Here is a 26,225-nt window from a genome sequence, read left to right as displayed (position 1 = left end):
CTTACCTCTGCTGGTGGATCTGTACCTGGCTCTGCCACTGGCGCGGCAGCCGCTTGGTGCTTTGCTCCCAGGTCTCAAAGTCTTCAATCGGGTGAGCCTTGGCGTACATCTCGTCGGGCAGCAGTTTGGCCTGCACGTCGTCGGGCAGGGTGACATTGCTGCGAATGGGGCGGGCGTAGCCCCGGGCCAGGTTGATCTGGCCGGCGTCGCTGAGAATGTATTCCCGGGCCAGTTTGGCGGCGTTGGGGTGTTTGGCGTACTTGTTGATGATGGTGGCGTAGCCGGAGATCAGCGAGCCGTCTGAAGGGATCACCACGGTAAAGCGGTCGCGATCGATGCGATCCCGGTAGTTGAGGGCGTTGAAGTCCCACAGTATTGCCATTTCAATCTCGCCCTTTTCCAGGTTGGCGATATTGATGTCCACCGGTGACAACCGGCCCTGTTTGGCCAGATCCGCGAACAGCGCCAGGGCCGGGGTGAGGTTGGACTCGTCTCCGCCCAAGGCAAAGGCGGCGGCCAGAATGGCGCTGTTGGCCTGGGCGGCCACGCCCACATCGCCTACCGCAACCCGATAGTCGCCGTCGCGCAGCTCCGCCCAGGAGGTGGGCGCCTTGCTGACCAGCTCGTTGTTGACGATAAAGGCGATGGTGCCGGTATAGCCCAGCATCCAGTGGCCGTCTTTATCCTTGGCCCAGTCGGGAATGTCATTCCAGGTGCTGGGCTTGTAGGCCTGAGTCACGCCCTGCTGTGCGGCGATGGGGCCAAAGGCGGCACCCACATCGCCGATGTCGGCGGTGGCGTTGTCCTTTTCGGCGGCAAACTTGGCGATTTCCTGGGCCGAGCTCATGTCGGTGTCCTGATGCTCGAGGCCGTAACGGGTCTCGAGATCCTGCCAGGTGTCCTTCCAGTTGGCCCAGCTGTCGGGCATGCCGACGCTGTATACCTTGCCTTCGGCCCGGGCCTTGCTTTCCAGCTCGCTGAGATCAGCGGCCTGGGTGGTGGCCGTCAGGGCCAGGGTCAAGAGACTTGCACTAAACAGGTTTTTCATGGGATTCCCATCCTCTGGACTAGGTCAGATTTCGGGGTTCATGCTAGAGCGCATTTGTGACAAAAATAAGTCAGTTTTACGACAGGTAAGTGGTGTTTTTATGCATAAGTGATGAAATGTTGCGCTGGATCTCGTTATTAACCTGAGCGGTACAGGCTGGTATACTCGCTTTCATCGTTGCTGGAATAGGCCAAATAGATTGACCGCTTCACCCCAAACCCAGACATCCCGCATTATCGATACCCTGCGCGGGCAGATCACCGGCGGATCCCTGGCTCCCGGCCACAAGCTGCCCGCCGAGCGGGAGCTGGCCACCCTGTTTGATACCACCCGCATCACGGTAAAGGACGCGCTGTCGATGCTGGAAGCCGAGGGGCTGATTTACCGGGAAGAGCGGCGCGGCTGGTTTGTGTCGCGCCCGCGATTGATCTACAACCCGGTCAGCCGTTCTCATTTTCATGAGCTGGTGCACAGCCAGCAGCGCACCGCCGAGACTCAGGTATTGGCCTGCGAGTCGGTGGTGGCCCCCGGCGAGCTGGTGGCGGACATGGGACTGGCACCGCTCAGCCGGCTGATCCGCATCTGCCGGGCCCGGCGCATCGACGGCCGCACCGTGCTCTATGTGGAGCATTTCCTGCGCCCGGAGCTGTTTCCGGGCATTGAGCAGCAGGATCTGAGCCGGTCGCTGACCGATCTGTACCGGCAGCAATACGGGCTGGAATATGGCCGTTCACGCTTTGATATCTGCCCCACGGCGGCCCGGGGCGAGGCGGCGCGGGTGCTCAACCTGGCCCAGGGCAGCCCGGTGCTGGCGGTCAGCCGCATCAATTACGATCAGTACGATCGCGTTATCGACTGTGACCGGGAAATCTGGCGTCACGACGCCGTGCGCATTCGGGTGGAAAGCCGGGTGTGAACATGGTGTCGCCATTTTCTGATTAAACAGGGTGCAGTAAGGAGCCTAAGCGAATAAAATATGCCCGCCTTTTGATACAAAGGCGGTATCCGCATGTTCACACGTATATAACACCTCCCCGGCCAAGGCTGGGTTCTGTTTTCCAAAATACCCAATTATAGTTCCAATCGATTCCCTTTTGGTTTTTCATGAGCAACGCCCACCTTACAGACGGAGCCAGACATTATGTTTTCACTCAGTCTTGCCATTGACCGCTTGCCCCGGGAAGCCGGTCTGCTGACCATGGCGGGCGTGCACTGGCTGTCGCTGGCCCGGCGGGATGACATGCTGCGGCTGGCACAACAGTTTATTGCCGGTCTGCCACCAGAGCTGCGCACCACTCTGGTCGCGCCTGCCGATGAGCAGCAGGCGTTGCTGGAGGCGCTGCCTGCCGACACCGGGCCGGCCCGCATGGCGCTGTTTGAGCTGAAAACCGGCCGTCGAGCCGCAGAGCTGAAGCAGCTTTCAGCTGAGCTTGGGCGAGCCGGTATCCGCTCCGGTTTGTTGCTGCTGTTGCTGCCTGCCGGACGGGTTGAGGTGCTGGGCAGCAATAGCTCGTCCTGGGCGCTGGCGCTGCAGGACTGGGCCGAGCGACACGGAGTGGCGGTGCTGGTGTTGTGCCATGGGCAGGAGCGGGTATTGCCCGGGGAGCTGGCCGGCCGGCTCAGTGGTCTGTTGCGGCTGGAGCGTCATGGTGGCGGGATTTTTCTGCAGATTGAAAGTTGGCGCAACCGTCTTGGCTTGCTGGCAGGCTCGGCGTTTGAGCTGGGGCTGGAAGCCGGCCGCTTTGCGGTACTCCCTGCCCTGGCCTGGCAGAGTGACGAGGTGTATGAAGCCGGTGGCGTGCTGATCCAGAAAGCCGCGCTGGAGCGAATACCGGCGCCGGCTGCCGACTGGCGAGTAGTGGAGCAAAACGACGCCTTCTGGGAAGCAGCGCTCACCGCAGCCGAAGGCACCCTGGTGGTGGCGGTAAGCCATAACGATGAAGTGCCCGGGCTCGCGCGGCACCTTCACAAGCTGCGCAGCCTGCACGGACCCGGACTCAGGCTGGCGGTGCGCAAGCTGCGTCCCTGTCTGCGGGATGCGGAGCAGGAGCTGCTGCTGCACTGCGGTGCCAACCTGATTATTCCGGACGGGCTGTCTCATGCCAGTTTTATGGCGTTGCTGCGCTGCCTGCACGGGCAGCGCTGGCACCGGCCCCGGGTGCATAATCTGGATGAACTCTTGTTGCGCTATCAGCCCCCCGCAGCCAGCGGCCTGTTAAGCCCGAACGCCTTTTTCCGCCAAGCCGATGCCGTGTTTCGTGCCGGTAGTGGCGAGACGACACATCAGTTGCTGGCGTTGCCACTGCGTACGGGGCTGAGTGCCGACATGTGCCTGAGTCAGCTGCATTTGCGCCGGCAGGGAGACCTGGCCTGCCTGCTGGATGATTGCTGTTACCTGTTTCTGTTTGCCTGCCCCGATGAAACCCGGGAAGCGGCCCTGGCCAATATTTGCCGGTTGCCCTGGCCGGAGCTGTTCAGTGAATGCCGGGTGTTTACCGATACCGAAGCACTGCCCCGGCAGCGCTTTGAACAACAGCATGAGGTAGCTGCCATCGCGCCCGTGGTATCGCTGCACGCCGACAGCCCGCAAAATAGCAGCCAGTTCGGCAGCCGGCCTGTTTTTCTCGAAACCAGAGGAGCCTAAATGTATTCGGATGTATGGCAGCTGGCGTTACTGAGTGCCCTGCTGGCTCTGACCGGCTGGTGGGCGCTGACCCGCCTTGGACGAAAAACCATGGCTCTGATTGCGCTGTTGTTGCCCGGCCGTTACCTGAAGGCGAGGGGAGTCCGCCGAGTGATACGAAAGGAAGAGTGCCATGAGCAGGGCGGAGGCCGTCATGACCCAGACTGACACCGGCAAGGCCGCGCTGGCTTCGGCGCCGCTGTGGCGTGGGCTAGGGCACTGGAACCTGTACTTTCTCGTCAAGCTGTTGTTGCTGTGGCAGGGCTACCTGAACTTGCAGCCGCTGCCCAATCTGGCGCTGGCGGCGTTTCTGCTGCTGCCGTTACCGGGGCGCTGGCTGCCCCGGCTGCGGCTGCTGACGGCCCTGCCGCTGGCACTGGCACTGCTTTATCAGGACAGCTGGCTGCCGCCGTTTTCCCGTTTGCTGGCTCAGCCCGGTGTGGCCGATTTTACCTGGGCCTATCTGCTGGAGCTGGCCGGGCGCTTTATTAACTGGCAGCTGCTCGGGGGCTTGCTGATAGTGGTTGTGGCGTATCTTTATCTGCAGCTCTGGATCCGGTTTACCACCTTTACCCTGGCTGGGCTTGGCTGGCTGGCGTTGCAGCCTCTGGTTAATCAGGATGAGGCGAGCGCCAACCTGGTGGCAACACCTGCACCAGCGGTACAGGTGGCACCGGCGGTGTCACTTGATGAGCAATTGCAGCGTTTTTACCGGACGCAGCAAACCCTGACGGCGCGTTTTCCCGCTTCTGCCGGTGCCTCGGTCGCCGGGACGCCGGCAGAGGCCCCCTTTGATCTGCTGTTGCTCAATGTCTGCTCCCTGTCCTGGGATGATCTGGACGAGGCGGGGCTGAAACACCATCCCTTGTTTGCACGCATGGACCTGATCTTTGATCGCTTCAACTCGGCCACTTCCTACAGCGGACCGGCGGCCATCCGGCTGTTGCGTGCCGGTTGCGGCCAGGGCAGCCATCAGAGCCTGTTTGAGCCGGCCCAAAAGCAGTGTTTGCTGATGGACAAGCTGCGCGATCTGGGTTTTGGTACCGATATGGCGCTGAACCACAACGGCCGCTTTGATGATTTTCTGGGCGAAGTGCAGCATCAGGGCGGTCTGGGACAGCCGGTGGTGGATCTACAACAGATGTCGCGTTATCTGCTTGGTTTTGATGGCGCTCCCGTCCGGCGCGATGGTGAGGTACTCAACCGCTGGTGGCAGCAACGACTGCAGCAGGGCGAGGGCGGCCGGGTCCTGTATTACAACACGGTCAGCCTTCACGATGGCAACCGCCGTGTACTCCCCGATGGGGATACCCGGCGGGCAAGCTACCGTCAACGGGCGGAGCAACTGTTTGCTGATATTGAACAGTTTTTTGACCGGCTGGAACAAAGCGGCCGGCGGGTAGTGGTGGTGCTGGTGCCCGAGCATGGTGCCAATCTGCACGGTGATCGCATGCAAATTGCCGGCATGCGTGAGTTGCCGGTGCCGGCCATTACCCATGTGCCGGTGGGTGTTAAAGTGTTTGGCATGGACATCGCCGGGTCGGAGCCTTTGCATCTGGAGCAAACCAGCAGTTATTCGGCGCTGGCAGAGCTGGTGGCCCGGTTGTACCGGCAGCAGACAGGTGCCGGTACTGCCCCCGACCTGAACGCCCTGGTGGCAAACCTGCCCTCCACTCAGTGGGTGGCGGAAAACGCCGGTACTGTGGTGATGCAGCAGCAGGGCAGAACCTTTGTGAAGCTGGAGGAAAACGGAAATTGGCTACCTTACCCGGCAAAATGACCGATGTGGTGAGGCCGGCGGATGATACCCGGCTGTTGCGCCAGCAACTGGGACACTGGGTGCACCGTGATATTGCCGACGAGCAGGCACTCAAACAAGCGCTGCAGCGCTGGCCGTTACTGGCCGAGCTGGCAGATGAACAAGCGGGATCGGAGCAGTTTGAGGCCGACTTGTGAGGCTGCTCAGTATCAGTGGCATTCGCGGCGGCACCGGTACCACTACCGTGCTGGCGGCTCTGGGCTATGCTCTGCACCGGCTGGAACAACGGGTATTGCTGGTGGATCTGTCCCCCGCCAATATGCTGGGGTTGCATTTTGAGCAGCCGGTCAGCCATCAGCAGGGCTGGGCCCGTGCTTATGTGGAAAGCGCCGACTGGCGTGCCCAGGCGCTGGAGCTGCAACCCGGGTTGTGTTTGTTGCCCCATGGTCGCATTACCCGGCAGGAGCAGGAGCGACTGGAGCTGTGGCTGCGTAATCACCCCGGAGAATGGAACCGGCGCATGAGCCGACTGGCAGACCGTTTTGACTGGATACTGTTTGACTCGCCCCATGACTCTGGTGCCCGGGCCGGCAGTCTGCAGCCGGATGTGAGCATTCAGGTCATTAATGCCGATGCCGCCTGTCAGGTGCTGCTGCAGGCTGCGCCCTCTGCTTCATGGCTGCTGGTTAACCGGTTTGAGGCTGGCAGCCGGTTGCAGCAGGATCTGCTGCTGCTATGGCGACGACAGTTTGCCGACCGTCTGTTGCCGCTGGTGCTGCACCGGGATGAGTCCACTGCCGAGGCTCTGGCACACAAGCTGCCCCTGGGGACTTATGCCCCCCAAAGCCAGAATGCCACCACGGCAGATAGCCTGGCGGTATGGTGTCTGGCCAGAAGGGGACGCACATGCTGACCCTGAACAGGGCTTATCATGTGCTGCGCCAACGAGGCGCTACCCGGGTCACGGCCATCTGGCTGGTGTTGTGGCTGGCACTGGCCCGGCTGGTGTTGCGCCTGGGGCAGCCGGGCTGGCGGCATTGGCTGGCGCGACTGAACAACAGCATGCCCCACCTGGTCCGGGGGCAGCCCCGCCCGGGGGATCCGCTGCGTTACCTGATCCAGGCGGTCTGGTTGCTGCTGGTTAGGCCCTGGCCCGAACACTCGCCCAGCCTGACGGCAACCTTGTTTGGCGGCGTTAAACGCCTTGGCATGCTTGCCGGGCGCAGCCAGCAGTGGTTGAGCAACCGGCTGCTCGTTTCCCTGGCCGGTACCGTGTCGGCGCCCGGAGCACAGCACAGCCGGGCATGGTGGCGCAACCGGGGCCGCCGCAAGCGCCAGCTGACCATCTGGCTGATGCTGGCGCTGGCCCTGCTGCTGGCCCTGCTGGGGGTGACTCAGCCCTTTGGCTATGGCGCCCAGCTGGTGTTTGTGGCCCTGCTGTGGATGCTGGCCATGATGGTGCGGCACCTGCCCGGGCGTTTTCCGACCCTGCTGATGATAGTGCTGTCAGTGTTGATTTCCTGTCGCTATCTGTGGTGGCGTTACAGCGCCACCCTGAACTGGAACAGCAATCTGGATCTGACCCTGGGGCTGATTTTGCTGGCGGCGGAAACCTATTCCTGGCTGATCCTGTTGCTGGGCTATGTACAAACCTGCTGGCCGCTCAAGCGGCGCCCCGTACCATTGCCGCAAGACACGGCGCTATGGCCCACCGTGGATCTGATGATCCCCACCTATAACGAGCCACTGTCGGTGGTGCGCACCACGGTTTATGCCGCTCTGGGCATCGACTGGCCGGCCGACAAACTGAATATTTATATTCTGGATGATGGCGGACGCATGGCGTTTCGCCGCTTCGCCGAGGAGGCGGGCGTGGGCTACATTGCCCGCAGCGAGCACAAGCACGCCAAGGCCGGTAATCTCAACCATGCCCTGAAGCAAACCAGCGGCGAGCTGGTGGCCATTTTTGACTGCGATCATGTGCCGGTGCGTTCCTTTTTACAGCTTACCGCCGGCGGCTTTTTGCAGGATGCCAGGCTGGCGCTGGTGCAGACGCCCCATCACTTCTTTTCGCCGGATCCGGTAGAGCGCAATCTGGGCCTGTTCCGGCGCACCCCCAACGAGGGCGAGTTGTTTTATGGTCTGGTGCAGGACGGCAACGACATGTGGAACGCCACCTTTTTCTGCGGCTCCTGTGCCCTGTTGCGGCGCAGCGCCCTGGAAGAGATTGGCGGCATTGCCGTGGACACGGTGACTGAAGATGCTCACACCGCCTTGCGTTTGCACCGGCTGGGCTGGAACTCGGCCTATATGCGCATTCCCCAGGCGGCAGGGCTGGCTACCGAGAGCCTGTCGGCGCATGTGGGCCAGCGCATTCGCTGGGCCCGGGGCATGGCGCAGATCTTTCGTATCGACAATCCCCTGCTGGGCAAGGGGCTGAGCCTGTTTCAGCGGCTGTGCTATGCCAATGCCATGCTGCATTTTCTGGCCGGGCTGCCCCGGTTGGTGTTTTTGCTGGCGCCACTGGCCTTTTTGCTGCTGCATTCCTACATCATTTATGCGCCGGCGGCCTTGCTGATGCTTTATGTGCTGCCGCACATGATGCACTCCAGTCTGACCGCGGCACGGATGCAGGGGCGTTATCGTAAAACCTTCTGGGGTGAGGTGTATGAAACCGTGCTGGCCTGGTATATCGCCCGGCCTACCACGGTGGCGCTGCTGGCACCTTCCAAGGGCAAATTCAACGTGACCGCCAAGGGCGGGCTGATGGCCGAGGCCCAGTTTGACTGGCGCATTGCCCGGCCCTATCTGGTGCTGGCCCTGCTGAACCTGGCCGGGCTGGGATTTGGCGTATGGCGCTTTTTTTATGGACCGGCCATGGAGCAGGGCACTGTGGTGGTGACCTGTCTGTGGGTGCTCTATAACCTGCTGATCATCGGCGCCGCCGTGGCCATTGCCGCCGAGGCACGGCAGGTGCGTCAGAGCCCGCGGGTAAAGATCAGCCTGCCGGCGGCGTTGCGCCTGCCGGGCGGGCATTTGTATGCGGGCACCCTGCTGGATTACTCCGATGGCGGTGCCGCCATTCGCGCTTCCGGGGCCGGCAATCTGGTACCGGGCACGGAGGTGGAGCTGGTATTGTACCGGGGCGAACGGGCGTTTGCCTTTCCGGGGGTGATCAGCCGGGAGCGCAATGGGGTGGCAGGCATCATTCTGGCCAGTCTCAGCCGCGAGCAGCGTATTGATTTTGTGCAATGCACGTTTGCCCGTGCCGATGCCTGGCTGGGGTGGCTGGAGTCCCGGGGGCGGGAGCGCCCGCTGCAAAGCCTGCTGGATGTCTTTGCCACCGGTGCCCGGGGCTATGCCTGTTTGTGGCGGTTTTTGCCCGCCGAATTGCGCCTGTTGTGTGCTCCTCTGCTGGCCCTGTTGCGCTGGCTGGGTTCTTTTTTACCGCGCTGGCCCAAAGCCGGTGTATCCAATAACCAAGAATGGACTGCCTTATGAGCCGATTGCCAAGCTGGTTTGTCACCAGCCTCATCCTGCTGCTGACGACTACCGCCTGGGCTCAGGCGGACATGGATGAGGTCAAGCCACCGTCCTGGCAGGTGCAGCGCAGTTTTGGCCAGCTGACCCAGAACAGGGATCTGATGTTGCGGGGGGTGAAAAACACCCAGGTGGTCAGCTTTGCCCTGCGCCGGGACCGTATTGCCGAAAACGGCGAGCTGGTGCTGGCCTATACGCCGTCTCCGGCCTTGTTGCCGGAGCTGTCGCACTTGCGGGTGTACCTGAACGAGGTGCTGATGGATACCCTGGTGATCACCAAGGGCGAGCCGGGCCGGCAGGTTGAAAAGCGTGTGCGCCTGGACCCGCGTCTGGTCACCGACTTCAATCAGGTACGCATCGAATTTGTCGGGCATTACACCGACATTTGTGAGGATCCGGCCCACAGCGCCCTGTGGCTGAACCTGGCCAAAAACAGCCGGATAGCGCTGACCGAGCAGGCGCTGGCGCTGACCAATGATCTGTCTCATTTTCCGCGGCCGTTTTTTGATACCAGCGATAATGAGCGGCTGCATCTGAATATGGTGCTGCCCGGTGATCCCGGGGTGCCCGAGCTGCAGTCGGCCGGTGTGCTGGCGTCCTATTTTGGCAGCCTGGCGGGCTGGCGAGGGACCGGTTTTGCGGTGAGCTACGATCAACTGCCGCCGGTTTCCGGCGATGAGCCACCGGCCCGTATTCTGGTACTGGCCGCCAATGACAACCGGCCCGCCTTTATGGCCGATGAAAAGCAGTATCCGCCGGTGGAAAGCGCCGAGGTGCGGCTGATGGATCACCCGGACAGTCCTTATTCCAAAATACTGCTGGTGCAGGGGAAGGGGGATAACGAGCTGGCCCGGGCGGTGCGCGCCCTGGCACTGGGTGGCAAGCTGTTGCGGGGAGAGCGGGCGGTGATTGAAGAGGCGCAGCCGCTGGCTCCGCGCAAACCCTATGATGCCCCCAACTGGACCCCTACCGACAGACCGGTGCGCTTTGCCGAACTGGTGGAATACCCGGGACAGTTGCAGGCCAGCGGGCTGATACCCGATCCCATCGAGTTGAGGGTACGACTGCCGCCGGACTTGTTTGTGTGGCAGAACAAAGGCATACCGCTGCAAACCCGTTATCGCTATACGGCCCCAACGGCCAATGACGATTCCAGGCTTAATATCAGCATTAACGGCGAGTTTATCGGCAGTTTGCCGTTAACCGGCGAGCGGGACAGCCAGCTGGAAAAGCTGCGGCTGGCGGTGACCTCCAATGAAACCGCCAATGCCCGTGATCAGCTGATGGTGCCCTCGCTCAAAATTGGCGCCAGCAATACCATTCGCTACGACTTCAGCTTTGCGACCACGTTTGGCAGCGCTCAGCCCGACCGTTGCCAGACCACCCTGGTGGTAGACAGCCGGGCAGTGATCGACGAAAACTCGATGATCGACTTCTCCGGTTATCACCACTTTATGGCCATGCCTGATCTGGCGGCCTTTGTGCGCAGCGGCTTTCCGTTCAGCCGGATGGCGGATTTGTCCGATACCCTGGTGCTGATGCCGGCGGCGCCTACCCCCATGCAGACCGGATTGATGCTGGACACTCTGGCGCACATTGCGGCACAAACCGGCTATCCGGCCATGGCGCTGCAAATTACTCAGGATCCCGATGTATTGAGCGGGTCTGATGCCGATCTGCTGGTGTTTGGCCGGCTGCCCGACCACCTTGAGCAGGAGCCGGGTGCCGGCCTGCAGCAGCCGGCCGACTGGCTGCTGCAGGCGGCCAATGCCTCGCCGGTGCAGACCCGGGCACCGGCCCGGCTGGAGCACACCAGCTTTGATGCCGGGGCCCGGGTGACGGTGTCGGCCAAAGGCCCGCTGGCGGCGGTGGTTGGCATGGAATCGCCCTATACGCCCGGGCGCAGTCTGGTGGCCTTGCTGGGTAACCAGGAGCAGGACTATGCCCTGCTGCGCCAGACCCTGCAGGACGAGGGAAGGCTGAACGACATATCCGGCTCGGTGGCGCTGCTGCGTGAAAGCGGTGTTAACAGCCAGCTGGTGGGGGAGCAGTATTACATTGGCCACCTGCCCTGGTGGGTGAAACTCTGGTATCTGCTGGCGCCCCAGCCGGTGTTGCTGGCGGTGCTGGCGGTGCTGAGCACCCTGTTGCTGGCGGTGCTGTTGTGGCGCAGTCTGCGCTGGCTGGCCCACCGGCGTGATGTTCACGGTGTGGACTAGACCATGAGGCTGGTGGTGCTGGCATGGTTATGGCTGATATGGCCCCTGAGCGCCCCGGGGGCCTGTGACTGGCCACTGTGGCAGCAATACAAGGCGGCCATGATGAGCGACGACGGTCGCATTATTGATCACGCCTCGCCCCGGGCCATCACCACCTCGGAAGGGCAGAGCTATGCCCTGTTTTTTGCGTTGGTGGCCAACGACAGGCTCGCCTTTGAGCGCTTGTTGCGCTGGACGCAAAACAACCTGGCCGGTGGGGATCTGAGCGCTCGTCTGCCGGCCTGGCGGTGGGGCAAAAGCGGCAGCGGTCACTGGCAAGTACTGGACGGCAACAACGCCGCCGACTCGGATTTGTGGATCGCCTACAGCCTGCTGGAAGCGGGGCGCTTGTGGCAACGGCCCGATTACACTCGTCTGGGGCGGGAGTTGCTGTGGCGCTCGGCGGCGGAAAGCCTGCGTGTGTTGCCGGGGTTGGGCCTGACCCTGTTGCCGGGCAAGCAGGGGTTTGAGAAGCCAGCAGGCTGGAAGCTGAATCCTTCCTATCTGCCGCTTCCCCTGCTGGCCCGGTTTGCCGAAGAGGCACAGATATGGCAAGACCTGGGCGAAGTCAGCCACCGCCTGCTGCTGGCGTCGGCGCCCAGGGGGGTGGCTCCTGACTGGATGTGGTGGCGAACGGGGGAGGGCCCTGATCTGAAGGCCACGGAAACCGGCAGTTACGACGCCATTCGCGTTTATTTATGGCTGGGGCTGGCAGCGCCAGGCACGCCGGGGCGTGATGCACTGCTGGAGCACTTCCGGCCCATGCTGGCGCAAACCCGGCAACGCGGTGTTCCGCCGGAACGGGTGAATGCCGTTACCGGCGGTGCCGAAGGCACCGGTCCGGCGGGGTTCTCCGCCGCCCTGCTACCTATGCTGGCGGCCTGGCCGGAATATCAAGCCGAGCTTGAGCGCCAGCTGCAACGACTGCGTGACGAGCCACCCGGTGCCAACGTCTATTATGGCCGCTCCCTGCTATTGTTTGGCCTGGGCTGGCATCAGCAACGCTATCGCTTTGACCAACGGGGCCGGCTGCACCCGGCCTGGGAGACAGTATGCGAATAAAGGTCTTGTCTGCTTTTTGTCTGCTGGTCCTGAGCCGCCCTGTTCTGGCCGATCCCGATACCCCTGCTGAGCAGCAGGCCTTTTTGCTGGAGCAGTTGCGTCTGGGGCAGGCCCTGTACCGGGATGATATGGTGGAAAATGCCCTTGGCCGGCTGGAGCTGGTGGCTCCGCTCGATAAAGATGTGGCACTGGCCGCCATGGAGTTCAGCCTGCACCGGGGAGAAACAGAGCAGGCATACGCCCGCTTGCAGCGTCTGATGGCGGCGGGCGTTTCTTCCAGCACTCTGAGCCAGGCGCGCGCCCTGCTGGCCGCCTATAACGAAGACGGCCTGGCCCTGCGCCAGCGCGCACAACTGCTGGCCGCCAGTGGTCAGCCGGACGCAGCCATGGCGCTGTACCGGCAACTGTGGGGAGACCGCCCACCCGGGCTGCAACTGGGGCTGGAGCACTGGCGTACCCTGGCTCAGGTAGACGGAGCGCGCGCCCGGGCCATTTCCCGCCTTGAGCTGCTGAACCGGCGTTTTCCCGGTAACCCCGAACTGCGCCTGACTCTGGCCCGGCTGTGGCTGGCCGGGGAGCAGCCGGAGCGGGCACTGGCGCTGCTGGGAGAACTGGCCGGCAATCCGGCGGTGGCCAACCGGGCCGCCGAGCTGGAATACAATTACCTGATTGATCTGCCGGTATCCGAACGCAGCGCCCGGCTCTGGCAGCGTTTCCTGACCCGTTATAAAGGCAGCAGCCATGAAAGCGGGGGGCGGCGTCAATGGCAACAACAGCGCGCCTTGCTCAAGGATCCCGTCTGGCGCGCCGGGCGGCAGGGTATGGCACTGGCAGAGCGAGGGCGCTATGGTCAGGCCCTGCCGTTGCTGCGCCGGGCGGTGAAGGCATATCCGCAGCATGCCGGCTTTCATGGTGCAGAGGGGCTGGCCCTGCTTCATCTGAAGCGGTATGGGCCGGCTCAGGCGGCGCTGACCCGGGCGGTGGAGCTGGAGCAGGACGGCAGACTGATTTCCAAATGGCAGGATCTGCAGCAATACGCCCGTAGCCTGGTGTGGGTGGAGCGGGGTGAACAGGCTCTGGCAAAGCAGGATTACCGCCGTGGCGAACAGGCCTTTCAGCAGGCCCACCGGCTTCGCCCCAGTGATGTGCCGCCGCTGCTGGGCCTGGCCGAGACGGCCCTGGCCGAAAATAATGAGTCGAAGGCCGAACGCCGGCTGCAGCAGGCCTGGCGGATGGCGCCGAGTGACGCTCGTGTTATCTACGCCCTGGTGGACTTTTATCGCCGCACGTCGCCGGCGCGGGCTCTGGCGGTGCTGACCGCACTGCCGTCCAGGGTGCGGCGGGACTATGCGGAGCTGGAAAGCCGGCTGCGGCTGGAACAGCTGACACCACAGATTGAGCAGGCCCGGGCCGAAGGGCGCACCGGTGACGCCATTAGCCTGTTGCGCCGGGCGGTGCGGCTGGCACCGCCCCAGCCCTGGCTGGCCTATGAGCTGGCCACCTTGTTGCAGCAGCAGGGACGGTCGGATGAGGCCGGTACGATATTTGCTCCGCTGCTGCAAACGGAGGGAGACGATCCGCAAGTCCGTCATGCTCATGCCCAGTTTCTGGCTTCACGCAATGACGATGAAGCCGCCCTGGCCAGCCTGCAACAGATTGCGCCGGAACGCTGGTCCGAGGGCATGAGTACGCTCGCCACCCGGCTGGCAGTGCGTCTGCGGCAAACGAAGATCATCCGCTGGCGTGATGAGGCCCGGCAACAAGCGGATCCAGTCCGGGCTCTGTCGCTTTATGCCCGGGGGCTGGCGGCGTCCGGCGAGCTGGCGCCTGAGGCGCTGTCCCCTCTGGACGGCGCTGCGCTGACCCAGGCCAGCCGGGCAAGCGCAGAGGATGACTGGCTGCAGCGCAGCCTGAAGCGGGAAAGCGCCGATCTTTACCGCCGCCAGAATGCCACCCTGCAAGTGCAGCAGGATGTGGGATGGCGCACCGACAATAATCCCTCGGGGGTGAACGATCTGCGGCTGAACACCAGCATGCTCAGGGCAGAGTGGCCCTGGGTCAACGGCCGGGCCTGGGTACAGGCCGAGCAGGTCATGCTGAATGCGGGCCCCCCCGAAGCTGACGATCGTTTTGGTGGCTGCAATGCGGTGACAGGGGACTGCAATGCCGGTTCGCTGGATACCGAAGGCACAGGGCTGGCGGTGGGCTGGCAGGGAGAGCGCTGGAGCTGGGACATTGGGCATTCTCCCCTGGGCTTTGAGATCAGCAACTGGCTGGGCGGGCTCAATTACGCTGGCGACTGGAATGAACTTGGTTACAGCCTGACCCTGTCGCGCCGGCCCATGAGCAACTCTCTGGTATCCTACGCCGGAGCGGTGGATCCGGTGACCGGACTGAGCTGGGGAGGCGTGACCGCCACCGGTCTGGCTCTGGGGCTGAGCCATGACCAGGGGGAGGAAGACGGCATCTGGGCCAGCCTGGGAGCACATTCGCTGAATGGTGAACGGGTGGAAAACAACCAGCGTTTCAGCGCCATGGCCGGTTATTACTACCGCCTGATTGAACGCCCCCATGAGCAACTGAGAGCGGGCAGTTCACTGCTTTATTTTCAGTACCAGAAGGATCTGAGTGAAGACACCCTGGGGCAGGGCGGCTATTACAGTCCCCAGCGCTATGTGTCCCTGGGTCTGCCGGTGCGCTATGCCCGCCGTGATGAGCACTGGTCCGGCGTGCTGGAAGCTTCTCCCGGCTGGTCCTGGTCCCGCGCTGATGGTAATGAGTTGTATCCTGAACAATGGCAGGCCATTGAAAACAGCGGCAAACCATTAAGACCAAGTGCTCCCGGGAGCAGTGACGCCGACACGGGCGGCGGCCCCGGTATCAGCCTGGCGGCCCGGGGGGAATACCGGCTGAATGAGCACTGGATTCTGGGCGGTGGTCTGAACTGGCAGGTGAGCGAGGACTATGCCCCGGGGCACGGCTTTGTATACCTGCGCTACCACTTCGGGCCCTGGTTGGGAGATCTGGATATGCCGGTGGCGCCGCTCACACCTTATGCGGAATGGCGCTGAATCGTTATTCCACCTGGTGTCCACCAAGTACCAGAGTACGCGTACAAAAGCGGCCTCAAGGTTTTCCGCAAAACCGATACATGCGAAGATGCGCCCCGTGTTTTTTGCTGTGACCTTAAGGCCTTTTGAATATGCTGCTGATGATCGACAACTACGACTCCTTTACCTGGAACCTGGTGCAGTATTTTGGTGAACTGGGGCAGGAGGTGGTGGTGCGCCGCAACGACGACATCGGCCTGGACGAGATTGCCGCCCTGGCGCCGGCGGGGCTGATCATTTCCCCCGGTCCCTGCACGCCCAACGAGGCTGGCGTGTCACTGGCGGCCATTGAGCGTTTTGCCGGTGAACTGCCCATTCTGGGAGTGTGCCTGGGGCATCAGGCCATTGCGCAGGCCTTTGGCGGCGACGTGGTGCGGGCCCGGCGAGTGATGCACGGAAAGACCTCGGCCATTCGCCATACCGGCACCGGCCTGTTTAACGGACTGCCCGACCCCTTGACCGTGACCCGTTATCACTCTCTGGTGGTGAAGGCCGACACTCTGCCGGCCTGCTTTGAGGTGACTGCCTGGAGTGAGCTTGAGCAGGGCGGCCGGGACGAGATCATGGGCATGCAGCATAAAACGCTGCCGGTGCACAGCGTGCAGTTTCACCCGGAAAGCATTCTCACCGAAGGCGGCCACCGGCTGCTGGGTAATTTTCTGAACCTGTTATAAGAGCGCTGCCGGCTCAAACGTTGGGATTCGCTGCGCTCATCCCAACCTACCCAAGCTGTCATCCTGACGAAAGTCAGGATCTTCCTGCAGCAGGATACCGGTATGACGGTGTTTCTAGCTCCCTGCCTTCCCCCCGAACTATAAGTTTTTCTTGTTTTCCCTATCAGACTTTCTCGCTCGCCTGTTACTGCTCCACCGGGAATAATGGCCGGGAGTCCGGATTTTTTATAAAAAATTTTTTGTGCCTGTTTATGCAGCGAAAGCCCCGTTGCCACGGCGCCGGACTCACCGGGTTGCGAGCTTATGCAAGATAAATGACTACAATTTTTCAAGTTGCAAAATAAACAACCAAAATTGTGACTCAATGTAGAGACAAGTTGTGGTTGCTTTGCAATAATGCTTGCACGTTTACATGGATTTAACTTTTATCGCAGAGCATGCTGCGGTAATCAGAGGAGCAACGCATGTCTGATATGGCTGTTACCCGCGAACTGTTTGACCAGGTGATGGTACCCAATTACGCCCCGTCCCAGAGCATTCCGGTTCGGGGGCAGGGTGCCCGTGTGTGGGATCAGGAAGGCAGAGACTTTATCGATTTTGCCGGTGGCATCGCGGTCAACTGTCTGGGTCATTGCCACCCGGCTCTGGTGGGAGCGCTCAAGGAGCAGGGTGAAAAGCTCTGGCACCTGAGCAACGTCTGGACCAATGAGCCGGCCCTGCGTCTGGGCAAAAAACTGGTGGATGCCACCTTTGCCGAGCGGGTGTACTTCTGTAACTCCGGCGCCGAGGCCAACGAGGCCGCGCTCAAGCTGGCCCGCCGTTACGCCATTGAGCATCACGGCCCGGAAAAAACCCAGATCATCGCCTTTCACCAGGGCTTTCACGGCCGCACCTTCTTTACCGTGACCGTGGGTGGCCAGGCCGCCTATTCCGATGGTTTCGGTCCCAAACCCGCCGATGTCGAGCACGTTCCCTACAATGATCTGGAAGCCCTCAAGGCCCTGATCTCCGATCGCACCTGCGCCGTGGTGATGGAGCCGCTGCAGGGCGAGGGCGGTATTATCAGCCCTGAGCCGGCGTTCGTGAAAGCGGTGCGCGAGCTGTGCGATCAGCACCAGGCGCTGCTGGTGTTTGACGAAGTGCAGACCGGCGTGGGTCGCACCGGCGCCCTCTATGCCTACATGGATATGGGCGTCACCCCTGACATTCTTACCAGCGCCAAGGCCCTGGGCGGTGGCTTCCCCATTGGCGCCATGCTCACCCGCGCCGACATTGCCGCCTCGCTCAAGCCGGGTACCCACGGCTCCACCTATGGCGGCAACCCGCTGGCCTGTGCCGTGGCCGAGGCCGCCTTTGATACCGTCAACACGCCGGAAGTACTGGCCGGCGTAAAGGAGCGGGAAGGCTGGTACCGGGAAGAACTGGCTAAAATCAATGCCAAATACCAGTGTTTCTCGGAAGTTCGCGGCAAGGGCCTGCTGCTGGGCTGCGTCATGAACGAGCAGTATCAGGGCCGCGCCAAGGAGTTTCTGCAGGCCGCGTCCGAAGAAGGTCTGATGGTGCTGATCGCCGGTGCCAACGTGGTGCGCTTTGCGCCCTCGCTGGTGATCACGCAGGAAGAAGTGCAAGAAGGCCTGGCCCGCTTTGAGCGCGCCGTGGCCCGGGTGGTCAACGGCTGAGGGCCACCACCGTTATAACAGGCGGGGCCGGAGCGCCCCGCCACACGCTGAAAGGAGTGCTGCATGCTGGTGATTCGCCCCATAGAGCAGCGAGATTTACCCACGCTCAAGCAGATCGCCATCGAGTCCGGTCACGGCTTTACCTCACTGCCGGTCAACGACGAGCTGCTGCAGAATAAAATCAACCATTCCCTCGCCTCCTTTGCCAGCCGTGCCGGCGGCAAGGGCGAGTGTCTGTATTTTTTTGTCGCCGAAGACAGCGACACCGGCGAGGTGCTGGGCACCACGGCGCTGGAGTCGGCGGTGGGGCTGTCGTCCCCCTTTTATACCTACCTGCTGGGCAAGCAGGTACACAGCTCGCGCAAGCTGGGCATCTACAATGTGGTGGAAACCCTCACCCTCACCAATGACTACACAGGTGTCAGTGAGCTGTGCACCCTGTTTCTGCGCGAGCCCGCCCGTCATGGCATGAATGGCCGCTTGTTGTCGAAGAGCCGGTTTTTGTTTCTGGCCGAGTTTCCCGAGCTGTTTGACCGCCGCATTCTGGCGGAAATGCGCGGGGTGTCCGACGACGACGGTAACAGTCCGTTCTGGAGCTGGTTGCAGGAGCATTTTTTCTCCATGGACTTTCCCACCGTGGATTACCTCACCGGCATCGGGCAAAAGGGCTTTATCGCCGATCTCATGCCCAAATATCCGATTTATGTGAGCCTGCTGTCAAAACAGGCGCGGGCGGTGATCGGCAAGACCCACGAAAAGACCCGGCCGGCCCTGCGCCTGCTGGAAGAAGAAGGCTTCAGCTGGCGCGGCTATGTCGACATTTTCGACGCCGGTCCCTCGGTGGAGTGCGAAGTGCGCGAGATCCACACGGTGCGCAACAGCCACCAGCTGCGGGTGCACATCGGTGAGCCGGCGCAACCGGGGACGTTTCTGATCAGTAACGGCCGGTTTGACGAGTTTCGCGCCCTGTTGGGCGACATGGCAATCAATGAACAGCAGCAGGCGGTCATCTCTCCAAAAATGGCCAGTCTGCTGAAAGTGGAAGACGGAGATACCGTCAGGGTAGCGGAGATGAAACGCAATGACTGAGGCAGTGCAATACATCAATGGTCAGTGGCTGATGGGTGAAGGCGAACAGTTTGAGTCCCTTGATCCGGCAAAAAACGAGGTGGTCTGGCAGGGCGCCGCCGCCAGTACGGCCCAGGTGGACGCTGCCGTGTCCGCCGCCCGTGAGGCTCTGGCCGACTGGGCCTTTCGTCCGCTGGACGCGCGCCTGGCCGTGGTCAAGGCCTTTTGTGGCCTGCTGGAGCAGCACAAACCGCAACTGGCCGGGTTGATCGCCAAAGAGACCGGCAAGCCTCAGTGGGAGGCGCTGACCGAAGTGGGCGCCATGATCGGCAAGGCCGCCATTTCCGAAAAGGCCTATTTTGAGCGCACCGGCACGGTAGAAAATCCCATGCCCGGTGCCCGCGCCTTTATTCGCCACAAGCCCCACGGTGTGGTGGCGGTGTTCGGCCCCTACAACTTTCCCGGCCACCTGCCCAACGGCCATATTATACCGGCCCTGATCGCCGGCAATACCGTGGTGTTCAAGCCTTCCGAGCTCACTCCTCTGGTGGCCCAGGAAATGGTGCGGCTGTGGGCCGAGGCCGGGCTGCCTGCCGGTGTGCTCAACCTGGTGCAGGGTGAAGTCAGCACCGGCAAGGCGCTGGCGGCACACCCCGGTATCGACGGCCTGTTCTTTACCGGATCGTCCAATACCGGCAAGCTGCTGCATCAGCAGTTCGCCGGCCAGCCGGGCAAGATCCTGGCGCTGGAAATGGGCGGCAACAACCCGCTGGTGGTCACCGACGTGGCCGATGTCGATGCCGCCGTGCATGCCATTGTGCAGTCCGCCTTTATTACCTCCGGCCAGCGCTGTACCTGCGCCCGCCGCCTGCTGGTGCCCACCGGTGAAGCCGGTGACCGGCTGCTGGCGCGGCTGGTGGAAGTGACCAAAGCCATTCGCGTTGGGCACTACGATGCCGAGCCCCAGCCCTTTATGGGCGCCATGATCTCCGAGCGCGCCGCCCGGGGCATGGTGGCGGCCCAGGCCAACCTGCTGGCCTTTGGTGGCGAGTCGCTGCTGATGCTGAAGCACCTGCAACCGGGCACCGGCCTGGTGTCGCCGGGTATCATTGACGTGACCGGTGTGGCCGAGCTGCCCGACGAGGAGCACTTTGGTCCTTTGCTGCAGGTGATCCGGTTCGATTCCCTGCCCGAAGCGCTGACCCTGGCCAACCGCACCCGCTACGGGCTGTCGGCGGGCCTGTTGTCCGACAGCGAGGCCGACTGGGACTATTTCTATCGCCATATTCGCGCCGGCATCGTCAACCGCAACCGCCCCATTACCGGCGCTTCCAGCGCCGCACCCTTTGGCGGCGTGGGGGAAAGCGGCAACCACAGGGCCAGCGCCTACTATGCCGCCGACTACTGCGCCTATCCGGTGGCCTCGGTGGAAGGCGACAGCCTGGACCTGCCTGAGACCCTGTCTCCCGGGCTGAGTTTTTAATCAAGGAGAGCAACGCCATGCATCGTTCTGCAGACGAGTTGTTTGACGCCCTGTGGCAGCATTACCTGACCGTGACCCCCAGTGCCCTGAAAATTCACGATTTGCTGGGAGGGGGCAAGGCCATCGTCAATGATCATGTGGCCTTTCGTACCTTCAATCATCCCAAACTCGGGCTCGACAAGCTGGCGGCCCACTTTCTGGCCTTGGGCTATGAGCAGAAGGGGGAATATCACTTCGAGGCCAAGAAGCTCTATGCCCGTCACTACGAGCATGCGGATCCAACGGCGCCCAAGGTGTTTATCAGCGAGCTGCTGCTGGAGCAGTGCTCTTCTGAACTGCAGCGCATTGTGGCCGGCCTTGTCGATCAGGTGAATGAGCAGCTGCCCGGGCACAAGGATTTTCTCTATTCCGGGGCGCCCTGGACCCTGTCTCATGCCGACTATAAAACCCTGCTGGTGGAAAGCGAATACGCCGCCTGGCTGGCGGCCTACGGCTACCGGGCCAATCACTTCACGGTGAGCGTGAATCACCTCGAAGGATTCGACACGCTGGAGGCGGTGAACAGCGCCCTCAAGCAGGCGGGGTTCCGGCTTAACGACACCGGCGGCGAAATCAAGGGTTCCCCCGATGTGCTGCTGGAGCAGTCGTCCACCCTGGCCGACACCGCCCTGGTGCGTTTTACCGATGGCGAAGCCGAGCTGCCCAGCTGCTTCTACGAGTTTGCCCTGCGTTATCCCAAACCCGACGGCAGTCTCTACACCGGCTTTGTGGCGGCTTCGGCAGACAAGATCTTTGAAAGTACCGACGCCGGCCGCTAATAGCCGGCCCCCTGCTCCCGGGCCCGGGAGCAGGGCTTTCTTCATCAGGGAGCAAGCGTTTCCGGCACGGAAGTGCCGGGTTGTGCCGGGGCAGCAGGGCTGCTGCCCAGTATCCAGCCTCCCAGCATGGCCAGCAGTACCGAAGCCCCGGCCAGTGTAACAAAGATCGCATCCAGTGAGCCGGTGCTGGTGCGCAGGTAGCCCGCCAGCAGGTTGCCCAGAGTGCCGCCCAGGCCAAAGGTCACCATGCAAAAGCCGCTGATCTGCATGGTTGTGGTGGCGCAATACTGTTTGCCTACCCAGCCCGCCACTATGCCCCACATGGGAAAATACATCAGACCGTAACCAAAGCCGGCCACCAGAGCAAAACGGGCCGGATCATACACAAAGGCCAGCAGGCCGAGGGCAAAGCCACAGAAGATCACCAGCAGCGCCACGCCGTGGCCTCTGCGGTCGGCAAGCCTGCCGGTAAGCAGGCCGGCCACCATGCCGGTGATGCCCACCATGGTCCAGGTGTAGCCGCCCAGGCTGGCGGGAAGGCCCCGTTGATCCAGATAGACGTTCAGCCAGCTGGAGAAGGGCATGGTGGAGAAACCGGCCAGGAAGCAGATCAGGCAGGCCAGAAAGGCGGTGCGTTCGCGACAAAGGGCAAACAGCAGTTTTTTAGCGGGCAGGGCCGGCTCGGGAGCCGTGGCGGGCATGGCAAGCGGTGTGCCAAGGTGCCGCAGCAGGTGCCAGGTCAGGGCCATCACCAGCAGGCCGGCAGCCCCTGCCAGTTGCCAGGCCAGTTGCCAGCCAAGGGAAGGCACCACCAGCAGGATCAGCAGGCCGTTCAGCCCATACCCCCAGGCGGTGCCGCTGGACACGGTGGAAAGGCAGGTGGAGCGCTGCTCGGGCCGGGCATGACGGCTGATGATCTCCACCAGCGCTCCCCAGCTGATGGCTGCGCTGGCGGCCAGGCAGGTCAATGTCAGCATAATGAACAGCGGGTTTTCAAGCTGCGCCATGGTAAACAGCAGGGCGGTGGTGAGTCCTCCCGTTGCCAGCGCCAGCCTCGCCGTATTCAGACGATGACCAAGCAAGCCGAGCAACATGGCGCCGGTAAGATAAGCCAGCTGGGTGAGGGCGCCGATGGCGGCCAGATGCCAGTGACCGAGAGCAATGCTTTCACGCATCAGCGGTACCAGGGCCGCAAACAAAAACATGCCAAAGCCATGGCTGACTATCTGGTTCATTCCGAAGATAACGGCCATTTTCATCCTTGATGCTCCCTGAACCTGTGATTAAAAATCGCTCTTCTTTATCCTGAAACCTTGCCGGCCTTCGGTAAATCGATGAATATTCATATCTGCGTTCAACAAGTTTGAAATCTGCTTATGCGAGACTTGCCCATTACCCTGCTGCGGACCTTTGTGGTGGTCGCGGAAACCCTGAATCTGACGGTGGCCGCCGGCCGGCTGCACCGGGCGCCGTCGACCATCAGCATGCAGCTGAGCCGGCTGGAAGATCTGGTCTCGACCGAGTTGCTGGAGCGGGGCCAGTACGGGGTTCGGTTAACACCGGCGGGAGAGCTGCTTCGTTCTCATGCCCAGTTGTTGCTGAATCAGCATGATCGGATCCTCGGCGCTTTTATGAATGCAGAGATTGGCGGCAAGGTGCGTTTCGGCACCCATGATCAATATGCCACCCGCAGTCTGCCCTCTCTTCTGGAAACCTTTGTGCTCAATTACCCCGAGGTGCGGCTGGAGGTGCAGTGCGATCATCGCCCCCGGCAGCTGGTAGCTCAGGTGCAGCAGGGCAGGCTGGATCTGGCTCTGGTGGAAATGCCGCTGAACTCGAACGGCGGGCAGCGCCTTGGGCGTGATGAGCTTGTCTGGGTGCGCTCGCCCATGCACCAGACTCACTTGCGTGATCCTCTGCCCCTGGCGGTGTTTGTGGAAGGCTGTTATCACAGGGATGCCGCCCTGCAGGCGCTGGAACAATCGGAAACCGCTTACCGGATTGCCTTTACCAGCCAGAGCCGGGCGGGCGTGCTGGCGGCGGTGCGGGCCGGGATTGGCGTTGGCATTATTCCCCGCAGCACCCTGGAAGAAGGCCTGGTGATGGTGGAAGAGGGGCTGCCTGCCTTGCCCAGAACAGACACCACCCTGTTTGTGGCCGATGAAGCCAACGAGGCGACCAGCCGGCTGGCGCAGATCATTCGGGAAAGCCCGCAGTTTGCCCGCACCGGGCACGACATGACCCGGCTGCTGCACCAGTTCGGCTGAACGGGCAGGTTGTCTTGTTCCTTGAGGGCGAGCATGGGATCATCCCTGCCGATCACTATAACCAAGGAGCCAAACCATGAAACTGGCATTTATCGGACTGGGCGTGATGGGCTTTCCCATGGCCGGACATCTGCAGCAGGCCGGGCATCAGGTGTGCGTGTATAACCGTAATTCAGCAAAGGCGGCGGACTGGGTAGCCCGTTTTGGCGGCACCAGCGGCGCCACCCCGGCCGAGGCGGCACAGGGCGCCGACATGGTGATGCTGTGCGTGGGCAACGACGACGATGTGCGCTCCGTGGTGTACGGCGACGAGGGCGTGCTGGTGGGCATTAAAGCCGGAGCCTTACTGGTCGATCACACCACCACCTCGGCCAGACTGGCGGAAGAGCTGGCAGACGCCGCCGGCAAGCAGAATGTACGTTTTATCGACGCGCCCGTGTCCGGCGGCCAGCTGGGGGCGGAAAACGGCGCCCTTACCGTGATGATCGGCGGCAGCGAGGCGGACGTGGACGAGGCTGCGCCGGTGCTGGCGGCCTACGGTAAAAAAGTGACCCGGCTGGGGCCGGTTGGCGCCGGTCAGCGCTGCAAGATGGTCAATCAGATCTGTGTGATCGGCGCTGTGCAGGGCATTGCCGAGGGCCTGATGATCGCCAAAAAGGCCGGGCTCGACATTCCCACGCTGATCGAGGTGCTGGCTGGCGGAGCCGCCCAGAGCTGGCAGCTGCAGAATCGGGCCCAGACCATGGCCGACGATCAGTTCGACTTCGGCTTTGCCGCCCAGTGGATGCACAAGGATCTGGGCATCTGCCTGGATGAAGCCGAGCAGCAGGGTCTCAGACTGCCTCTTACCGAGCATGTGCATCAGGTCTATGAACGCTTGCTGGAACAGGGCATGGGCCGTTGTGACTCCACCGTGGTGATTCGGGATCTGGAGTCCTGAGCCCCATGAAACGGGGACTCAGCCCTTGGCAGAGGCCCGCCGGCTCGGCTATGCTGAGCACATCTTGAGGCGCCGCCTTGAGTTTTCCCTTGCGGTAATGTGACGTTTTCCGCAGTTTCCGCACAAAACAACGGCACTTGATATAAGGCCTCGAGCCAAAGGCTTTGCTTGGGGCTCGAATTTGAATAGAGTGGGCAACCGCTTAATGCCAAGTGAGAAAGGATACCCTATGAACAAGACTCAGCTTGTCGATGCAATCGCCGCCAAGGCCGATCTGAGCAAGGCTCAGGCCAAGGCCGCCCTGGAAGAAGTACTCAACGGTATCACTCAAAGCCTGAAAGAAGGTGATCCTGTACAACTGGTGGGTTTCGGCACCTTCAAGGTCAATCATCGTGCCGCCCGTACCGGTCGCAACCCGCAAACCGGCAAGGAAATCCAGATTGCAGCGGCGAACGTGCCCGCCTTCGTGGCCGGCAAGGCGCTGAAAGACGCAGTCAATTAAGACTCATCAAGAACATATAAAACCCGGCCCAGGCCGGGTTTTTTTTAACACTTTTCTTGCCCCCGCGATCATTAGGTTGTTATAACTGAAGCAGGTCCTGCCCCTAATCTGGGAGGCTGTTATGGAAGTAAACGCAATCCGTCAGGTCGCCGTACCCTGGGCCGGAGCCCGCGGACTGACCACAGGACTGATGCTCACCGAGTTGCATCAGGATGTCTGGAGCGGCTGTCTGGAGCTGGCCATGGGGGTGCCGTCCGATATGGACACACCACCGCATATTGTTTACTGGCTCAGCTTTGGCCATCTCTATGGTTACCGTGTGCTGGAAGGGGCCGATGTGCCCGAGCTGCTCGAAGACGACGATGACATCGACAGCCAGATCCAGCTGATCACTCCATCCCGTTTTCTGACTTGGTTTCATCAGGAAACCCAAGGCTCTCACCTGGACGAGGACATTCAGCATTACCGCATTGCCTGCTGGGATTTTTGCGTAGATGTGCTGGCGGCCCAGCCGCCGGACGTGTGTATCAACAAGGAGTAAAATGAAAGGCTTTATTCTGGTCGCCCATGGCAGCCGGCGGGCGGCTGCCAACGAGGAAATAGCCGGGTTCGCCCAGCGCATGACAGCCGCCATGAATGGCGGCTTTGATTTGACGGGCTACGGCTTCTGGGAGCTGGCGGAGCCGTCCCTGACCCAGATCATTGACGCCCAGGTAGCCGCCGGCGCCCGGGACATCACTCTGTTTCCCTATTTTCTGGCGGAAGGCAAGCATGTGGTGAAAGACCTGCCCTCAGTGCTGGAAGAGAAAAAGGCCCAGTATCCGGGAGTCAAATTCACTCAGCTGCCGCATCTGGGCGCCATCCCCGGCTTTGACCAGTGGCTGGCGGGGCAATTGCAGGGTGATGAAGAGGCGAATAGCTAGGGTAGGTTGGCGATGTATACGGATCTTGAATGCCAATCGGACTAAACATTTACTCATTGTGTATCTGAGCTGTAGGCGCCGCTTTAGCTGGCGCAAGCCTGAAGACCACTGTGCCTTCAAGGCCTGTTGCACAGACCCTGCCAACTAAAGTGGCAGCTACAACAGGGCTGAAAACAGATTACTTGCTTAGGGGGCGTTCTCAATCATGCCAACCATATCACTGTTGATACGAGGTGGAGCATGGCAGTGTAGTGTTTCGCGACACGTTCATATCGTGTCGCGATACGACGGTAATGCTTGAACTTCTGGAAAGCGCGTTCAACCAAATTACGCTCTTTATACAGTGCCTTATCGTAATCCCGAGGGCTGATCCGGTTCTTCCTTGGTGGGATCACCGGATTGGCTCCACTG

23 protein-coding genes are annotated in these 26,225 nt (G+C 61.7%); 20 read left to right on the top strand and 3 right to left on the bottom strand.

The features are described 5' to 3' along the window. Position 1: 1 nt before the first annotated feature. Positions 2-1,048 (bottom strand): ABC transporter substrate-binding protein, encoded by a 1,047-nt coding sequence (locus DA373_RS01725; protein ID WP_107850640.1) that lies wholly within the window; start codon positions 1,046-1,048, stop codon positions 2-4. A gap of 199 nt (positions 1,049-1,247) precedes the next feature. Between DA373_RS01725 and DA373_RS01720 the strand changes: the two genes are divergently transcribed. The 15 genes from DA373_RS01720 (at position 1,248) to DA373_RS01650 (ending at position 21,182) form a co-directional block, all read left to right on the top strand. Then, positions 1,248-1,964 (top strand): UTRA domain-containing protein, encoded by a 717-nt coding sequence (locus DA373_RS01720; RefSeq protein WP_107850639.1) that lies wholly within the window; start codon positions 1,248-1,250, stop codon positions 1,962-1,964. A gap of 225 nt (positions 1,965-2,189) precedes the next feature. Beyond that, positions 2,190-3,692 carry a BcsE family c-di-GMP-binding protein gene (locus tag DA373_RS01715; protein WP_107850638.1) on the top strand — a complete coding sequence of 501 codons (1,503 nt, stop codon included), beginning with the start codon at positions 2,190-2,192 and terminating at the stop codon, positions 3,690-3,692. Continuing rightward, a complete protein-coding gene (locus DA373_RS01710; protein ID WP_107850637.1) occupies positions 3,693-3,899 on the top strand; it encodes a cellulose biosynthesis protein BcsF in 207 nt (68 codons plus the stop codon). Then, complete coding sequence (gene bcsG, locus DA373_RS01705; protein ID WP_107850636.1) at positions 3,886-5,511, top strand: cellulose biosynthesis protein BcsG; 1,626 nt, start codon at positions 3,886-3,888, stop codon at positions 5,509-5,511. Before DA373_RS01710 ends, bcsG begins: the two co-directional genes overlap by 14 nt. Further along, a complete protein-coding gene (bcsR, locus tag DA373_RS01700) occupies positions 5,487-5,687 on the top strand; it encodes a cellulose biosynthesis protein BcsR (RefSeq protein ID WP_157953670.1) in 201 nt (66 codons plus the stop codon). The genes bcsG and bcsR overlap by 25 nt, the downstream gene beginning before the upstream one ends. Beyond that, on the top strand, positions 5,684-6,403 hold the full coding sequence (bcsQ, locus tag DA373_RS01695; RefSeq protein ID WP_107850634.1) for a cellulose biosynthesis protein BcsQ: 720 nt from the start codon (positions 5,684-5,686) through the stop codon (positions 6,401-6,403). The genes bcsR and bcsQ overlap by 4 nt, the downstream gene beginning before the upstream one ends. Beyond that, on the top strand, positions 6,397-8,991 hold the full coding sequence (gene bcsA / locus DA373_RS01690; RefSeq protein ID WP_107850633.1) for a UDP-forming cellulose synthase catalytic subunit: 2,595 nt from the start codon (positions 6,397-6,399) through the stop codon (positions 8,989-8,991). The genes bcsQ and bcsA overlap by 7 nt, the downstream gene beginning before the upstream one ends. Beyond that, positions 8,988-11,249: a cellulose biosynthesis cyclic di-GMP-binding regulatory protein BcsB gene (gene bcsB / locus DA373_RS01685; RefSeq protein WP_107850632.1), complete on the top strand. Its 2,262-nt coding sequence runs from the start codon at positions 8,988-8,990 to the stop codon at positions 11,247-11,249. Before bcsA ends, bcsB begins: the two co-directional genes overlap by 4 nt. A gap of 3 nt (positions 11,250-11,252) precedes the next feature. Further along, positions 11,253-12,350, top strand: a complete 1,098-nt coding sequence (bcsZ, locus tag DA373_RS01680; protein WP_107850631.1) for a cellulose synthase complex periplasmic endoglucanase BcsZ — start codon at positions 11,253-11,255, stop codon at positions 12,348-12,350. Then, positions 12,341-15,421: a cellulose synthase subunit BcsC-related outer membrane protein gene (locus DA373_RS01675; protein WP_107850630.1), complete on the top strand. Its 3,081-nt coding sequence runs from the start codon at positions 12,341-12,343 to the stop codon at positions 15,419-15,421. The genes bcsZ and DA373_RS01675 overlap by 10 nt, the downstream gene beginning before the upstream one ends. A gap of 131 nt (positions 15,422-15,552) precedes the next feature. Beyond that, complete coding sequence (locus DA373_RS01670) at positions 15,553-16,134, top strand: anthranilate synthase component II (protein WP_107850629.1); 582 nt, start codon at positions 15,553-15,555, stop codon at positions 16,132-16,134. 464 nt (positions 16,135-16,598) lie between these two features. Continuing rightward, positions 16,599-17,813, top strand: a complete 1,215-nt coding sequence (locus DA373_RS01665; protein WP_107850628.1) for an aspartate aminotransferase family protein — start codon at positions 16,599-16,601, stop codon at positions 17,811-17,813. Positions 17,814-17,876: 63 nt separating this feature from the next. Beyond that, the gene (astA, locus tag DA373_RS01660) at positions 17,877-18,902 is read left to right on the top strand and encodes an arginine N-succinyltransferase (protein WP_107850627.1); all 1,026 of its coding nucleotides are present in this window, start codon (positions 17,877-17,879) and stop codon (positions 18,900-18,902) included. Then, the gene (gene astD / locus DA373_RS01655; RefSeq protein ID WP_107850626.1) at positions 18,895-20,364 is read left to right on the top strand and encodes a succinylglutamate-semialdehyde dehydrogenase; all 1,470 of its coding nucleotides are present in this window, start codon (positions 18,895-18,897) and stop codon (positions 20,362-20,364) included. The genes astA and astD overlap by 8 nt, the downstream gene beginning before the upstream one ends. Before the next feature lie 17 nt (positions 20,365-20,381). Then, positions 20,382-21,182: a DUF1338 domain-containing protein gene (locus DA373_RS01650; RefSeq protein WP_107850625.1), complete on the top strand. Its 801-nt coding sequence runs from the start codon at positions 20,382-20,384 to the stop codon at positions 21,180-21,182. Positions 21,183-21,226: 44 nt separating this feature from the next. Here DA373_RS01650 and DA373_RS01645 read toward each other — a convergent pair whose 3' ends face one another. Further along, the gene (locus DA373_RS01645; protein ID WP_107850624.1) at positions 21,227-22,441 is read right to left on the bottom strand and encodes an MFS transporter; all 1,215 of its coding nucleotides are present in this window, start codon (positions 22,439-22,441) and stop codon (positions 21,227-21,229) included. A 117-nt stretch (positions 22,442-22,558) separates the two neighbouring features. On the opposite strand from DA373_RS01645, the gene DA373_RS01640 reads away from it, so the two are divergent. The 5 genes from DA373_RS01640 to DA373_RS01620 all read left to right on the top strand — a co-directional run bounded on the left by DA373_RS01640 (position 22,559) and on the right by DA373_RS01620 (position 25,814). Beyond that, on the top strand, positions 22,559-23,449 hold the full coding sequence (locus DA373_RS01640) for a LysR family transcriptional regulator (protein WP_107850623.1): 891 nt from the start codon (positions 22,559-22,561) through the stop codon (positions 23,447-23,449). A gap of 76 nt (positions 23,450-23,525) precedes the next feature. Next, complete coding sequence (locus DA373_RS01635) at positions 23,526-24,389, top strand: NAD(P)-dependent oxidoreductase (RefSeq protein ID WP_107850622.1); 864 nt, start codon at positions 23,526-23,528, stop codon at positions 24,387-24,389. Positions 24,390-24,618: 229 nt separating this feature from the next. After that, the gene (hupA, locus tag DA373_RS01630) at positions 24,619-24,891 is read left to right on the top strand and encodes a nucleoid-associated protein HU-alpha (RefSeq protein WP_014293303.1); all 273 of its coding nucleotides are present in this window, start codon (positions 24,619-24,621) and stop codon (positions 24,889-24,891) included. 121 nt (positions 24,892-25,012) lie between these two features. After that, positions 25,013-25,432 (top strand): hypothetical protein, encoded by a 420-nt coding sequence (locus tag DA373_RS01625; RefSeq protein ID WP_107850621.1) that lies wholly within the window; start codon positions 25,013-25,015, stop codon positions 25,430-25,432. A gap of 1 nt (position 25,433) precedes the next feature. Further along, the gene (locus tag DA373_RS01620) at positions 25,434-25,814 is read left to right on the top strand and encodes a sirohydrochlorin chelatase (RefSeq protein WP_107850620.1); all 381 of its coding nucleotides are present in this window, start codon (positions 25,434-25,436) and stop codon (positions 25,812-25,814) included. 203 nt (positions 25,815-26,017) lie between these two features. Here the strand turns inward: DA373_RS01620 and DA373_RS01615 are convergent. Beyond that, positions 26,018-26,225, bottom strand: a 208-nt coding sequence (locus tag DA373_RS01615; protein WP_157953669.1) for a transposase, incomplete at its 5' end; no start/stop codon positions are given.

It is taken from the genome of Oceanimonas marisflavi, from assembly GCF_003049725.1.
In the GTDB taxonomy this organism is placed as follows: domain Bacteria; phylum Pseudomonadota; class Gammaproteobacteria; order Enterobacterales; family Aeromonadaceae; genus Oceanimonas; species Oceanimonas marisflavi.
Note: the sequence above shows the minus strand (reverse complement) of the source record. Positions and strands in the feature narration are given on the sequence as shown.